Source organism: Isoptericola sp. NPDC057391 (genome assembly GCF_042668085.1).
GTDB lineage: Bacteria > Actinomycetota > Actinomycetes > Actinomycetales > Cellulomonadaceae > Isoptericola.
Genome location: NZ_JBHVBO010000140.1, coordinates 1 through 11,658, shown reverse-complemented (window position 1 = coordinate 11,658; position 11,658 = coordinate 1). Strand labels below are relative to the sequence as shown.

11 protein-coding genes and 1 tRNA gene are annotated in these 11,658 nt (G+C 73.8%); 3 read left to right on the top strand and 9 right to left on the bottom strand.

Features of this window, described 5'->3' with window-relative positions:
- Positions 1-30: 30 nt before the first annotated feature.
- A tRNA-Thr gene (locus tag ACFUVW_RS15770) sits at positions 31-103 on the bottom strand.
- A gap of 137 nt (positions 104-240) precedes the next feature.
- Between ACFUVW_RS15770 and ACFUVW_RS15765 the strand changes: the two genes are divergently transcribed.
- Positions 241-1,167: a PrsW family intramembrane metalloprotease gene (locus ACFUVW_RS15765; RefSeq protein WP_430572274.1), complete on the top strand. Its 927-nt coding sequence runs from the start codon at positions 241-243 to the stop codon at positions 1,165-1,167.
- On the opposite strand, the gene ACFUVW_RS15760 is transcribed toward ACFUVW_RS15765, so the two are convergent.
- The 5 genes from ACFUVW_RS15760 to tmk all read right to left on the bottom strand — a co-directional run bounded on the left by ACFUVW_RS15760 (position 1,122) and on the right by tmk (position 6,995).
- On the bottom strand, positions 1,122-2,729 hold the full coding sequence (locus ACFUVW_RS15760; protein WP_430572273.1) for an alpha/beta hydrolase: 1,608 nt from the start codon (positions 2,727-2,729) through the stop codon (positions 1,122-1,124). The two genes, ACFUVW_RS15765 and ACFUVW_RS15760, sit on opposite strands and share 46 nt — an antisense overlap.
- Positions 2,730-2,770: 41 nt before the next feature.
- Positions 2,771-3,355, bottom strand: a complete 585-nt coding sequence (locus ACFUVW_RS15755; protein WP_430572272.1) for a hypothetical protein — start codon at positions 3,353-3,355, stop codon at positions 2,771-2,773.
- Positions 3,352-5,046, bottom strand: coding sequence for an enoyl-CoA hydratase-related protein (locus ACFUVW_RS15750; protein ID WP_430572271.1), 1,695 nt, complete (start codon positions 5,044-5,046; stop codon positions 3,352-3,354). The genes ACFUVW_RS15755 and ACFUVW_RS15750 overlap by 4 nt, the downstream gene beginning before the upstream one ends.
- Positions 5,047-5,154: 108 nt before the next feature.
- Positions 5,155-6,306 (bottom strand): DNA polymerase III subunit delta', encoded by a 1,152-nt coding sequence (locus ACFUVW_RS15745; protein ID WP_430572270.1) that lies wholly within the window; start codon positions 6,304-6,306, stop codon positions 5,155-5,157.
- Positions 6,303-6,995 (bottom strand): dTMP kinase, encoded by a 693-nt coding sequence (gene tmk, locus ACFUVW_RS15740; protein WP_430572269.1) that lies wholly within the window; start codon positions 6,993-6,995, stop codon positions 6,303-6,305. The genes ACFUVW_RS15745 and tmk overlap by 4 nt, the downstream gene beginning before the upstream one ends.
- A gap of 102 nt (positions 6,996-7,097) precedes the next feature.
- On the opposite strand from tmk, the gene ACFUVW_RS15735 reads away from it, so the two are divergent.
- Entirely contained in the window at positions 7,098-7,514 is a 417-nt protein-coding gene (locus ACFUVW_RS15735) for a pyridoxamine 5'-phosphate oxidase family protein (protein WP_430572268.1), read from the top strand.
- A gap of 22 nt (positions 7,515-7,536) precedes the next feature.
- Here the strand turns inward: ACFUVW_RS15735 and ACFUVW_RS15730 are convergent, their stop codons facing one another.
- The 3 genes from ACFUVW_RS15730 to ACFUVW_RS15720 all read right to left on the bottom strand — a co-directional run bounded on the left by ACFUVW_RS15730 (position 7,537) and on the right by ACFUVW_RS15720 (position 11,344).
- Positions 7,537-8,598 (bottom strand): Gfo/Idh/MocA family protein, encoded by a 1,062-nt coding sequence (locus ACFUVW_RS15730; protein WP_430572267.1) that lies wholly within the window; start codon positions 8,596-8,598, stop codon positions 7,537-7,539.
- Between the two features lie 49 nt (positions 8,599-8,647).
- Positions 8,648-10,768, bottom strand: a complete 2,121-nt coding sequence (locus ACFUVW_RS15725) for a hypothetical protein (RefSeq protein ID WP_430572266.1) — start codon at positions 10,766-10,768, stop codon at positions 8,648-8,650.
- A 117-nt stretch (positions 10,769-10,885) separates the two neighbouring features.
- The gene (locus ACFUVW_RS15720; RefSeq protein WP_430572265.1) at positions 10,886-11,344 is read right to left on the bottom strand and encodes a MarR family winged helix-turn-helix transcriptional regulator; all 459 of its coding nucleotides are present in this window, start codon (positions 11,342-11,344) and stop codon (positions 10,886-10,888) included.
- Between the two features lie 74 nt (positions 11,345-11,418).
- Here ACFUVW_RS15720 and ACFUVW_RS15715 point away from each other — a divergent pair, with 74 nt between their 5' ends.
- On the top strand, positions 11,419-11,631 hold the full coding sequence (locus ACFUVW_RS15715) for a hypothetical protein (RefSeq protein WP_430572264.1): 213 nt from the start codon (positions 11,419-11,421) through the stop codon (positions 11,629-11,631).
- The last annotated feature ends 27 nt before the right edge of the window (positions 11,632-11,658 follow it).

The window sequence follows — 11,658 nt, the reverse complement described above, 5'->3', positions numbered from 1 at the left end:
GAACCGCGAGGTTCCGGGCCTTCAGGGCTGAGCCGCCTGTCGGAATCGAACCGACGACCTATTCATTACGAGTGAATCGCTCTACCGACTGAGCTAAGGCGGCGTGCCGTGCACCGGCGTGCTGCCGGATCAACGAGCGCGCCTACAGTACCTGACGCGCGGGGCCGTCTCCAAAACGCGGGCTCCGGGCGGTCCGGCTTCCGCGCGACAGAGCCCGCTGACCTCCGCATACTCGTGCCCATGCACCCCTCCACGTCGCAGAGCACGGTCATCACCACGGGCCGAGGGTGGTGGTGGAAGACGCTCGTCCTCGGCGTCCTGCTGTGGGCCGTCACCGCCGCCGTGACGTTCGGCACCCAGAACTCGAACCTCATCCCGACGGTGATCCTGCTCGGCAGCTTCCTGGTGCCGTTCAGCGTGGTGCTGTTCGTGGTGGAGAAGGCGCACGGCTCGATCGACATCATGCTGCTCCTGGCGGCGTTCTTCTTCGGCGGCATCTTCGGCGTGCTGGGCGCGTCGATCCTGGAGTCGCACCTGTCGCCGTCGCTGTGGATCTACGTGGGCGTGGGCGCCATCGAGGAGGCCGTGAAGATCGCCGTGTTCCTGGTGGTCGGCGCCCGGGTGGCGCACAAGACCGGGCTCACCGGCGCGCTGCTCGGTGCGACCGTCGGCGCCGGGTTCGCGGCCTTCGAGTCCGCCGGGTACGCGTTCAACGCCAGCCTCACCCGCCTGGGCCAGATCGACCTCAACGCCCTGCTGCAGACGGAGGCCGTGCGCGGCCTGCTCACGCCGGTCGGGCACGTGCTGTGGACGGCGATCCTGGGCGCGGCGATCTTCGGCGCGGCGTCGGCCGCCGGGAGGTACCGCTTCACGGGCGGCGTGCTGCTCGCCTACGTCGCGGTCGTCGCGCTGCACGCGCTGTGGGACTCGATGGGCTTCATCTCCGCCTACCTCGCGCTCAAGGTCACGGGCGGGCTGCACTACGAGCTCGCCTACGGCCAGCTGCTGCCGGTGGCGTCCGACAACGCCTCCACGTGGTCGACGGTGTTCTACGTCCTCGGGCTGGTCGTCATCTCCGTGCTGGGCGTGCTCGCCCTGCGGTTCTGGGCGCGGACCGGCCCTCAGCAGGTGGCGCCGTCCGCCGGCACGTCGCCGTCCGCGAGGTAGGACTCGACCGCGTCGGCCACGCACGACCGCGACGGCTGGTACGCCGTGTGCCCCTCGCCCTGGTAGGTGAGCAGCACGCCCGAGTCGAGGGTGCTCGCCAGCCCCTCGGCCCACACGTACGGGGTGGCCGGGTCGTTCGTGGTGCCGACGACGAGGATCGGCGGCGCGCCCTTCGCCTGCAGGTCGAACTCCTGCTCCACCTGCGGGTACTCCGCCCCGGCGCAGGTCAGCCCGCCGTAGCCGAAGAACGAGCCCATCGTCGGCGCGTCCTTCTCGATGGCGGCGGCGTCGGCCCGCATCTGCGCGGCGTCCGTGGTGGCACGGTCGTCGAGGCAGTTCACGCCGCGCATCGCCTCCTCGGAGTTGTTGGAGTAGCTGCCGTCCGCGTTCCGGTCGAAGTACTGGTCGGACAGGTAGAGCAGCACGTCGCCCGTGCCCTGGTTGATCGCCTCGTCCAGCCCCTGGGTGAGGGCGGGCCAGCTCCCCTGGTTGTAGAGGGTGACGGCGATCCCATAGAACGCGAGGCTCTGGGTGACCGTGCGCCCGGAGCTGGACGTGGGGTACGGCCGCTCGTAGGCGTGGTCCAGCACCTGGCGGATCTGCCGCATGCCGTCGTCCACCGAGCCGGTCAGCGGGCAGCCCGCGCCCGCCTGGCAGTCCTGCACGTACGCCCGCAGCGCGTTCTCGAAGCCGACGGCCTGCCCGTGGGAGATCTCCTCGGAGCTGAGCGTGGTGTCGATCGCGCCGTCGAGCACCAGGCGGCCGGCGCGGTCCGGGAACAGCCCCGCGTAGGTGGCGCCGAGCTGGGTGCCGTACGAGAACCCGAGGTAGTTCAGGGCGTCGTCCCCCAGCACCGCGCGCAGCATGTCCATGTCGCGCGCCGCGCTCTGCGTGTCCACGTGGCCGAGCACCTCGCCCGAGTTCTCGGCGCACGCCGCGTTCCACGCCTCGTACTCCTGCTGCATCTCCCGGAGGCCGGCGTCGGTGTCGCGGTCGAAGTCCTTGGCCAGCGACTCGTCCTTGCGGGCGTCGTCGAAGCACGTCACCGGCGTCGAGCGCTGCACGCCGCGGGGGTCGAACCCGACGATGTCGAATGCGTCCTGCAGCCGCTTGCCGAACGTCGAGCCGCCGTTCTGCGCGTCGCCGCGCACGAAGTCGACGCCCGACGCGCCCGGCCCGCCGGGGTTCACCAGCAGCGAGCCCTCCGGGTCCCGGCCGTCCGCCGGGTTGCGCACCAGGGACAGCTCGATGCTGCCCGCGTCCGCGTCCTGCCACGACAGCGGAGCCGACGCCGTCGCGCACTGCAGGCCGTCCTCGCAGTCCTCCCACTCGAGCGACTGGCCGTAGTACTGCTCGAACCCGTCCGGAGCCTGTGACGCCGCAGGCCCGGAGGCCGAGCCCACCGGCGACTGCTGCTTGGCGGGCGCCGTGCACCCGGCCAGCAGCACCGCCCCGGTGACGACGGCGGCGACGACGGCCCCGCCGCGCAGGCTCGAGCGGCGAGGACTCGGGAGGCGGGGGGTCGTGCGGCGGGCGATCGGGCGGCGCTCGTCGGAAATCACCCGCCCAACCTACCGTCGCCGCGGGCCCGGCTCCGACGTGCTCAGTCCGCGGCCGGGACCCAGGCCACCGGGCCCGCCACGCCGTCCTTCGCGCGGGGCGACACCTCGACCTCGCCGAGGTCGCCCACGCGCACGGTCACGGGCGTGCCCGCGTCGGCGTCGGGCGGGACGGCGACCGCGCTGGTGGTGGGGACGTAGTCCATCGTGCACACGCGGCCGGGGTCCGGCTCGACCATGCGGACGTCGAGGGTCTCGCCCGCGTCGTCCCAACCCGCCTCCGCCTCGGCCAGCTGCGGGCACGTGCTCGACCCGTACGTGACGACGAGCAGCACGGCGGCGTCGGGCGACCAGGCGACCCCGGCGGGGCTGTCGAACGTCCCCTCCGCGCCGTCGGGCAGGCCACGCACGTGCTCCCCGGGCGCCGGCGCGGCCGCGCCGTCGGACGGCACGGGGGCGGACGAGGGGCTCGTGGACGGGCCGTCCGCGGGGCTCGACGACGGCGAGCCCGACGTCGACCCGCCGCCCGGCGAACCATCGGACGCGCAGGCGGTCACGAGCAGGGCGAGGGAGGCCGCGGCACCGGCCAGCAGAGGCCCGCGAAGGGCGCGGAGGGTGCGAACCGTCACCGGGCGACCGTCTCGCGGACGTCCGCGAACCGCAACCGCTCCGGCGTCTCCTGCGGCGCCGCCTTGCGCAGGAAGTCGCGCCGCTTGGCCGCGAAGCCGCGCCGGTCGTCGAAGAGGTCGCGCGCCATCTCCGCGAGCTCGATCGTGCGGTAGTAGGACAGCGGGCGGTGCGGGGCCCGCAGCCGGGCGGCGGCAGCGGCCTCCGCCCGCCCCTCGGGCGTCGCCAGCGCGGCGGCCCGGTCGGCCAGCCACCCCGCGAACCGCTCCGGGTCGCGGGGGCCCACGGCGTCCACCAGGCCGGTCCGTGCCGCCTCCGCGACCGACACCGGCAGCTTCGCGCTCAGCAGGCGGTCGGCGTCGGCCTCGCCGAGCCGGGACGCGACGGTCCACGTGTGCAGCTCGGAGCCGAAGATGCCCATGTCGTAGTACGGGTTGAGCACCACGCCGTCGCGGGCGACGACGACGTCCGCGCACAGGCCCGCCATCACGCCGCCCGCGCCGGCGTTCGCGGTGAACGCGGCCACCGTGAGCTGGTCGGCCGCGGCGATCGCCTCGCACAGGTCGTCGATGGCCTGGATGTTGGCCCACGCCTCCGCGGCCGGGTCGGCGGCCGCCTCGATCGCGCCCAGGTGGATGCCGTTCGAGAACGCGTGCTCGGTGCCGCGCACCACGAGCACCCGTGTGTCCTCCGTGAGGGCCTTCTCGACCGCGGTCGTGAGGCGGCGGCACTGCTGGGTGTGCATGGCGCCGCTGTACGACCGGATCGTCAGGTAGCCGACGTCGCCGTCGCGCTCGTACACCGACTCCGCCAGCGCGGCCGGCGCCGGACGGAACGGCACCCCCGCGACGTCGAGCACCCACGACGCGGGCAGCTTGGTGCCGCGCTTCTCGGCCAGGGTCGCGGCATACCCGACCCACAGCGTGCCGTCGCCGGTGGCGATCGCCACGGCGTCGTCGTCGCGCCCCACGATCATGCCGGGGGCGGCCAGCGGATCCACCGCCTCGGGGACGGCCACGGCGTCGAACAGGCAGAAGCGCGCGCCCTGCAGGGTCGCGGGGGCGCCGGGTGCGCCGTCGGCCGCGGCGATCGTGCGCGCCAGCTCGGCGGCGGGGCGGGACAGGTCGAGCTCGAACGCGGCCCGGCGCAGCAGCGGCAGCTCGCCGGTGTCCGGCACCTCCCGCTCCAGGCGGTCCGCGGGCGTCGGCTCCTCGCCCGCCGCGACCTTGCGCAGCACCTCCTCGACGCACGCCAGCGCGGCGTCGGCCACGAGCCCGTTGTACAGGGCGCTCTTGGCGATCGGCGCCTGCTCGCCCGTGGGCAGCGCGAACGTCGACGTGGCCCACACCGGGCCGGCGTCCATCTCCTCCACCGTGGACAGGGCCGTGACGCCCCAGCGGTCGCGGCCGTCGAGGATCGCGTGGTCCAGGGAGGAGGGGCCACGGTCCCCCACCGGGCCGGGGTGCACGACGACGGTGGTCCAGCGCCGCCACACGTCCTCGGGCACCCGGTGCTTGAGGAACGGCGCCAGGATCAGGTCCGGGCCGATCTCCTCGACCCGCGCCGTCAGCTCCTCCGGCGAGCCGAACGCCGGCGCCAGCTCGACGCCCACGTCGTGGCCCCGGTCCGTCAGGTACCCCCACACGCGCTGCGTGAGCCCGTTGAACGCCGAGACGAGCAGCAGGATCCTCATGCCAACCCCCAGTCTGTGCGTGGGGCCACCATGGCCCCCGCCGCGGAACACCTCACCGCATGGAGGGGTGATGAGGCAACTGTCGCCCGTGATACACGCGCGGGCCGGTCACCCCTGGGGGCGGAGCGCGACCGTCATCGCCTCGAGCGCGAGGAGGGGCGCCACGTTGCCCTCGAGCCGCTCGCGCGCGACGCCGATCGCGTCCATCCGGCGGATGGTCTGCTCGGGCGTCGAGTCCGCGGCGAGCGCGCGCACGGCGCCGTCGTGCTCGGCGTTCACGAGGTCGACGGTCGCGCCCAGCTGCACCACGAGCACGTCCCGGTACAGGGACAGCAGGTCCACCATCGACCGGTCGAGGACGTCGCGCTGGCGGCGCGTGGCGCGCCGCTTCTGGTCGTCCTCGAGCTGCTTGAGCTGCGAGCGCAGCCGGGGCGGCAGGGTGTCTCCCTCCTGCACGCCGAGGGCGCGCATCAGCTCCGCCTTCTCGACCGCGTCGCGCTCCGCCGTGGCGGCCACCGCCTCGGCCTTCGCGACGTCCACCAGCTCTCCCGCCGCGAGGACCGCGTCGCCGACGCCCCGGATGCGTCGCGCGATCTCGAGGACGGCGTCGCGGCGCTCGCGCGCGTCGGCGTCCCGGGCGAGCCGACGGGCGAGCCCGACGTGCGACTGTGCGGCGCGGGCCGCGGTGAGCGCGACCGCCGGGTCGATGCCGTCGCGGCGCACGAGCAGGTCCGCCACGTCCCGGGCCGGCGGCACGCGCAGCACGACGCCGCGGCAGCGGGAGCGGATGGTGGGCAGCACGTCCTGCGCGCTCGGGGCGCACAGCACCCAGACGGTGTGCGGCGGGGGCTCCTCGATCGCCTTGAGCAGCACGTTCGTGGTGCGCTCGGCCATCCGGTCCGCGTCCTCGACGACGATCACGCGGTAGCGGCCGGACGACGGCGTGCGCGCCGCGGTCATGATGAGGTCGCGCACCTCGTCGATCGTGATGACGACCTTGTCGGTGGCCACGACGGTGAGGTCCGGGTGCGTGCCGGCCAGCGTCGTCGTGCACGCCTGACAGCGCCCGCAGCCGCCGGTCTCGCCGTCCGTCCCGGTGCACTGCAGCGCGGCGGCGAACGCCCGCGCCGCCACCGAACGGCCCGAGCCCGGCGGGCCGGTGAGCAGCCACGCGTGCGTCATCGCGGCCGGGTCCGTCGCCGCGCGGCGCAGGGTGGCGACGGCGTCCGGCTGCCCGACGACGTCGTCCCACACGCTCACTCGCGACCCTCCCCGGCCCTGCCCCGCCCGGTGTCCTGCACGGTCGCGGCCTCCTCGACCACGGGCGTGAGGTCGAGCCGTGCGGCGACGTCCACGCGCACCTGCGCCTGCACGTCGTCCAGGCTCGCCGAGGCGTCCACGACGACCCAGCGCTCCGGGTCGGCGGCCGCCCGGCGCAGGAACGTCTCACGCGTGCGGCGGTGGAACTCGTCGCCCGCGCGCTCCAGCCGGTCCGGCTCGCCCGACAGGCGGGCGGCCCCGACCTGCGGGTCGAGGTCCAGCAGCACCGTGACGTCGGGCAGCAGGTCGGCCGTGGCCCACAGGGAGAGCGCCTCGATCTCCTCCTCCGACAGCTCCCGGCCGCCCGCCTGGTACGCCACCGAGGAGTCGAGGTAGCGGTCGGTCACCACCACGGCCCCGCGCCCGAGCGCCGGCCGCACCACCGTGGCGACGTGGTGCGCGCGGTCCGCCGCGTACAGCAGGGCCTCCGTGCGCGGGTCCAGGTCGTCGCCGTGCAGCACCTCCCGGCGCAGCGTGGTCCCCAGGTCCGTGCCGCCCGGCTCCCGCGTCACGACCACCTCACGGCCGGTGACCTCGTGCAGCCACTCCCCCAGCAGGCGCACGTGCGTGGTCTTGCCGGCGCCGTCGCCGCCCTCGAACGAGACGAAGTACCCGGGTGCGCTGCTCACTCCCGACACCCTATCCGTGACCGACGACACCGCCGCCCGCCGTAGCGCCGGGCACCTAGCGGGGGGACGATGGACGTGATCCCTCGACACGCAGGAGGTTCGATGTCCACCCAGCCGCAGCCGTCCCAGACCGTGCTCACCGAGGAAGAGTCCTGGGAGCTGCTCACGGGTCAGAAGATCGGCCGGCTGGTCACGTCGGTGGCCGGCGAGCCGGAGATCTTCCCCGTGAGCTTCGCGGTCGCCGACCGGCGCATCTTCCTGCGCACCAAGCCCGGCACCAAGCTCGCCGAGGTGACGATCAGCCCCCGGGTCGCGTTCGAGGCCGACGAGATCGGCGACGACGGGGCGTGGAGCGTCGTGGTCAAGGGCCGCGCGCAGGTCCTCGAGCGCGAGGAGGACCTGGCCGAGGCCCGTACGACCGGCCTCGTCAGCTACCTCGAGGACGGCAAGACCATCTGGGTCCGGATCACGCCGAGCGAGGTCTCCGGCCGCCGGCTCGTGCCGGGCGACCTGCGCTGACCGGTCCCGCCGAGGGCACGGGTCACTCCCCCGGGTAGACCACGCCCGCCTGACGACGGACGTCGTCCATGGTGCGCATGACCTCGAGCGTGCCGTCCCACGACATGCGCGGGCTCTCGACGTCCCCCGCCGCGACGCGCCGCGCCACCTCCGCCGCCTGGTACTGCTTGCCCTCGCCGCGGAAGCCGTCGTACGCCCAGGTGGCGCCGTCGTGCCGCTCGACGGTGAACGACGTCGGCGCGTAGAACGTGCGCGCCACCTCGATGCGCCCCTCCGTGCCCGAGATCACGGCCGTGTTCGCGGTGCGCGCCCACAGCGTGGTCGACAGCGTGGCCTGCGCGCCGCCGGGGTAGCCCAGCACCATGCCGAGCTGGCCGTCGACGCCCGTCTCGGTCAGAGCGCCGACGGCGGTGACGGTCTCGGGCGCGCCGAGGAGGTCGTGGGCGAAGGACACCGGGTAGACGCCCAGGTCCAGCAGCGCGCCGCCGGCCAGCTCCGGCGCGTACAGCCGGTGGGCCGGGTCGAAGGGGAACTGCTGGCCGTGGTCGGCGATCACGCCGACCACCTGGCCGATCTCGCCGCGCGCGATCACGCCGCGCAGAGCCGCGACGTGCGGCAGGAACCGCGTCCACATCGCCTCCATGACGAAGACGCCGGCCTCGCGCGCGGCGTCGAGCACCTCGCGCGCCTGCGCCGCGTCCTGCGTGAAGGCCTTCTCGACCAGCACGTGCTTGCCGGCCCGGATCGCCAGCAGCGCGTGCTCGTGGTGGTGCGAGTGGGGCGTCGCGACGTACACGACGTCGACGTCCGGGTCGGTCACCAGCGCCTCGTAGCCGCCGTGCGCCCGCGCGCCCGGCGCGTGGGCCGCCGCGAACGCCTCCGCCTTCGCGAGGTCGCGCGAGCCCACCGCGACGACGGTCCCCGCCGTGTGCCGGCGGACGCCGTCGGAGAACGACCCGGCGATGTTGCCGGCGCCGAGCACGCCCCAGCGCACGGCCGGCGCGGTCCGCGGGTCGGGCACCGTCCCCGCGAGGTCGTCGGTGGTGAGGCCGGGCGCGAACGAGGCGGGTGTGACGTCGGTCATGGCCGACACCGTACCCGCCTCGTCCGCGCCGTTGCGCGGGTGCCCGCGCCTACTTCTTCGTGTGGCGCACCGACAGGTCGTACCCGGCGTCGAGGAACGTCAGGTCCCCCGTCGGCAGGTTCGACACCAGCGTGGCGAAGTCCCGCTGGTTGCCGTTGGCGCACTTCGTGACGAAGCCGGCCTGGGAGATGGCGTCACCGGTGAGCCGGTAGACGTGGTTCCCCGCCGCGTCGACGATCTCGAACGCGTCCGTGCCCGCCGGCGTGAGGTCGCACGTGGCAACCACCTGCAGCGCCCAGTTGTTGTCCTGCACGCCGCTGGTCTCGGTCCACCCCTGCGACGACGAGACACCGGCGGCCGCGCCGTCCACCATGACGTCGTCCACGAACCAGCCGGTGTCGAGGTACGCCGCGTCGGTGGAGTACCGGAACCGCACGTCGGTGGCCCCCGCCGGCAGCTGCGCCGTGAGGTGCACGTACTCCGGCTCGTCCACGAAGTAGACGCCGCCGGAGGTGCCCGTCAGGCCGTTGCCCTCCGTGTTGTTGCCGTGCGGGTTCTCGTCCGTGGTGACGGTGGCGCCGGAGTCGTCGACGAGGGGCACGGTGACCCACTCGCCGCCCACCTGGGCCTCCACGAAGCCGTAGTCCCAGCCCTCCTCGATGAAGTGCCAGGTCCAGAAGTCGAGGCTCGCCACCGCGCCGTCGGCGTCGACGTCGAGCACGTGCTCCGCCTGGCTGGCGTACCCGCCGTACCAGTGGGTGCCGCCCGAGTGCGGGGCCACCTCGGAGGTGTCCTCGCCGTCCAGGCCGACGGTGACCCGCGGGCCGGGGTTGCGGAACCGCTCCACCTGCAGGCCGTACGGCACCGCGACCTCCGACTGGCCGTTCGGCCGCCGGTCCCACTTGGCGTCGGGCTGGGCGCCCTGGTTCGACCCGCGGCCGTCCCAGAACACGTCGTCGGCGACGTCGATGGTCCAGGTCGTGGACTCCGGGTCGCCGAAGTCGACGGCCTTGATGTCGAAGACGTCGCTCCCCTCGTCGTCGAGGTACACCGCGACCGCCCAGTCCTGGTAGAGCTCGGCGACGTCCGGCAGGTCCCCGCCGGCCGCGTTGAACGCGTCGATCGACGCCTGCACGCCGTCCATCCCGTCGGCAGGGTGCGCGAAGATCTGCTGGATCAGCCGGTCGCCGGCCACGCCGTCGTTCACCAGGTCGGGGGTGAAGGTGCCGTCGCCGTTGCCGCCCGCGCGCTCCCACAGGTACTGGAAGAACGTGTACGACGCGCCGTAGTTGGCCAGCGAGCCCGCCCAGCGGGTGAGCGACGTGTCCGCGTAGAACACCTGCTGGTTCGACAGGTGCGACCCGCCCACGCCGAAGCCGTTGAGGAAGCCCGCGAAGTCCGCCAGCCCCTCGTCGACCCAGGACAGCTCGCCCGGGTCGGAGTAGTGGTGCAGCAGGTGCTCGAGCTCGTGGGCCACCACGCCCTCGTACAGCTCGGGGCTGTCGTTGGTGGGGTCGTCGTCGTTCCACGGCGAGTCGGCCGGGCCGATCCGGTTGGCCCAGTCGAAGGCGTCGATGACGATCGCGTTCATGCCGTTGGACTGGATGAAGTCCGGGGCGAAGTAGCCCGCCGTGTACGTGGTCTCGGCGCAGTCGTAGTAGTTCTCGTCCTGCACGTTGTACACGACCATGACGAGCGAGTCCGTGGCGGGCTGGGCCGGGTCGGCGGCGTCCATCGGGCCGAAGTGCTCCTCGTCGACGGCCACGATCTGGTTCGAGAGCGCGTCGCCGAGGTGGTCGATCTGCGCCTGCGTGACGACGAAGTCGGACACGTCGCGCTCGGCGCACGGTGTGAACTCGTCGTCGGGCGCGTGGTCGAAGGCGGGGTCCATGGACCGCACGGTCGTCGGGGCGGTCCCGTCCAGCGGGGTGCCCGCCGGCACGTAGATGTACACGGGCGTGCCGTCCGCCGTCGTGCCGGCGTACGCCTGCTCGAAGTCCTGGTCGTACGTGCCGCCGGCGGCGCTGTCGTTGATCGGGAGGGTGATGACGTCGTCGCCCGGAAGGTTCTCCGGGTCGGCCGCCGCGACCGCGGGTAGCGACGCGGCGGCGGTCAGGAGCACGCCGGCGCCGCTCAGGAGGATGGTGGCTCTGCGTCGTGCACCGAGCATGGTGGTTCGTTCCCCTCTGGGCCGAGGCCGCACGTCCTTGTGCGGCCATCGCTCATGAAACCACCGTCGGTCCGCGGGGGGCGTGGTTGCCCGGGGCCCGTGCCGTCGTGGGGCGGGTCAGGCGGGCGCGCCGATCGAGGCCGCCACCACCCGGTTCGCGACGTCGCGGACCTGCTCCAGCTCGGCCAGGCTCAGCCCGCTCGCCGCGACGACCTTTGCGGGGACCTCCTCCGCCTGGTCGCGCAGCGCGCGCCCGGCCGCGGTGAGGTGCAGCTCGACGACGCGCGCGTCGCCGGCCCCGCGGCGCCGCTCCAGCAGCCCCTGGCGCTCCAGCCGCTTGAGGAGCGGCGAGAGGGTGCCGGGGTCGAGCAGGAGCCGGGCGCTCAGTCCGGTGACGGTCGTCGTCGAGCCGGCACGGTCGTCCTGCCAGAGCCCGAGCATCACGAGGTACTGCGGGTGGGTGAGCCCGAGCGGCTCGAGGATCGGGCGGTACATCGACACCATCGCCCGGGCGGCCGCCGAGAGCGAGAAGCACACCTGCGCCTCGAGGCGCAGCGGGTCGGCGGGCAGGTCCATGCGCCCAGGGTACGAGGCGTTCTATAGTTGGTGCACCAATGGTTGGCCCACCAAGTGTTTGGACGAGGAGTGTCATGGCACGGCGCGCACGCGAGGACGACGACCGGACCTGGGGCATGAAGGTGACCGAGAGCCTGCTGATGTTCTTCGGGCCCGCGAACATCCGGCGCACGCCGCCCATCCCGCCCAGCGCCGAGGACCTGGCCCGCGACGCCGCGCTGCGCAGCTCGCTGCAGCGCGTCACGCGCCCCGACGGGCACGTGTACCTCGTCGAGCGCCAGGACTGACCCCAGGCGTTGTGGGCGCTCGATCGG

Bases quoted from the DNA above. Each gene is read 5' to 3' on its own strand.
- ACFUVW_RS15715 (WP_430572264.1), top strand. From the start codon at position 11,419: ATGGCACGGCGCGCACGCGAGGACGACGACCGGACCTGGGGCATGAAG.
- ACFUVW_RS15735 (WP_430572268.1), top strand. From the start codon at position 7,098: ATGTCCACCCAGCCGCAGCCGTCCCAGACCGTGCTCACCGAGGAAGAG.
- ACFUVW_RS15725 (WP_430572266.1), bottom strand. From the start codon at position 10,768: ATGCTCGGTGCACGACGCAGAGCCACCATCCTCCTGAGCGGCGCCGGC.
- ACFUVW_RS15750 (WP_430572271.1), bottom strand. From the start codon at position 5,046: ATGAGGATCCTGCTGCTCGTCTCGGCGTTCAACGGGCTCACGCAGCGC.
- ACFUVW_RS15730 (WP_430572267.1), bottom strand. From the start codon at position 8,598: ATGACCGACGTCACACCCGCCTCGTTCGCGCCCGGCCTCACCACCGAC.
- ACFUVW_RS15765 (WP_430572274.1), top strand. From the start codon at position 241: ATGCACCCCTCCACGTCGCAGAGCACGGTCATCACCACGGGCCGAGGG.
- ACFUVW_RS15720 (WP_430572265.1), bottom strand. From the start codon at position 11,344: ATGGACCTGCCCGCCGACCCGCTGCGCCTCGAGGCGCAGGTGTGCTTC.